A 935-nucleotide genomic window follows, 5' to 3' on the forward strand; every position below is an offset into this window, starting at 1 on the left:
GTGGTTTACGTTAATTCATCAGTTATTTACTTACTTTGGTGCGGTGCGACAATGGTTCTGCAAGCAATGCCATTTCTGCACAAATTTGCAAAACGTTATGTGTCAGCTTAAAAATCGAACACAGGACAAATTATAGAAGATAAAATGGGATTTGGTTTCAATTTGTTTTTTGTATTCATAATTGCACCACTAATTGCAATATTGACATTGGTTTTTATAGTATCATGGATATTTACTAGACAGAAAATATATATCAAAATTATTGGAACAATCTGGTTTTTAATATTTGGCTTTATTATTTTAATAGGTACAATCCAATGGTTGACCTCGAAAACCGAATTAAATAAAAATGATTATTATGGTCATTATATTATTAATAGAGACTTTTTTCCAGGTAGACAAGCCAATTGGCAGTACGAAACATATAGATTTGAAATTAAAAAAAACGACTCTATTTATTTCTATGTAACCAATAAAGAAAAAATATTAAAAACTTATCGGGGTACAATTCAAACAACCGACCCAAGCCAATATAGTTCGGAAAGGTTAATAATAAATATGGAACAACCAATTCATCATATTTTAAAAACCGACCCAACTACTTATAGAAGTTCTTGGAACTTTTATTTAGTTTTTTACTCAGAAAAGTTTAATAATTTATACTTTAAAAAAGGAAAATGGCGACCTTTAGACTAATTAATGAGGAAAAGAAAGCCGAACACATAACAGCAAATTTGCACAAAAATGGCTGACGGTGATTCACGTAAATTCACCAGTTATTTACTTAATTTAGTGTGGTACGACAATGGTTCTGCAAGCAATGCCATTTCTGCGCAAAATTTTCAAAACGTTAGGTACAATGCTAAAGACTCGACTAAATATCTTCCTGACAATTTTTTTTCTGTGGACTCTTTCCAGCTGTCATCCTTTAGGCT

At 30.9% G+C, this 935-nt stretch carries 2 protein-coding genes; both read left to right on the forward strand.

Annotated elements, in window-relative coordinates; all coding sequences use genetic code 11:
- The first annotated feature begins 321 nt into the window (after positions 1–321).
- Positions 322–696, forward strand: coding sequence for a hypothetical protein (locus tag A5893_RS04980; protein ID WP_198342274.1), 375 nt, complete (start codon positions 322–324; stop codon positions 694–696).
- Positions 697–744: 48 nt separating this feature from the next.
- The coding region (locus A5893_RS18005) for a hypothetical protein (RefSeq protein ID WP_232456800.1) at positions 745–935 on the forward strand (191 nt) is incomplete at its 3' end.

Source organism: Pedobacter psychrophilus, assembly GCF_001652725.1.
Classification (GTDB): domain Bacteria; phylum Bacteroidota; class Bacteroidia; order Sphingobacteriales; family Sphingobacteriaceae; genus Pseudopedobacter; species Pseudopedobacter psychrophilus.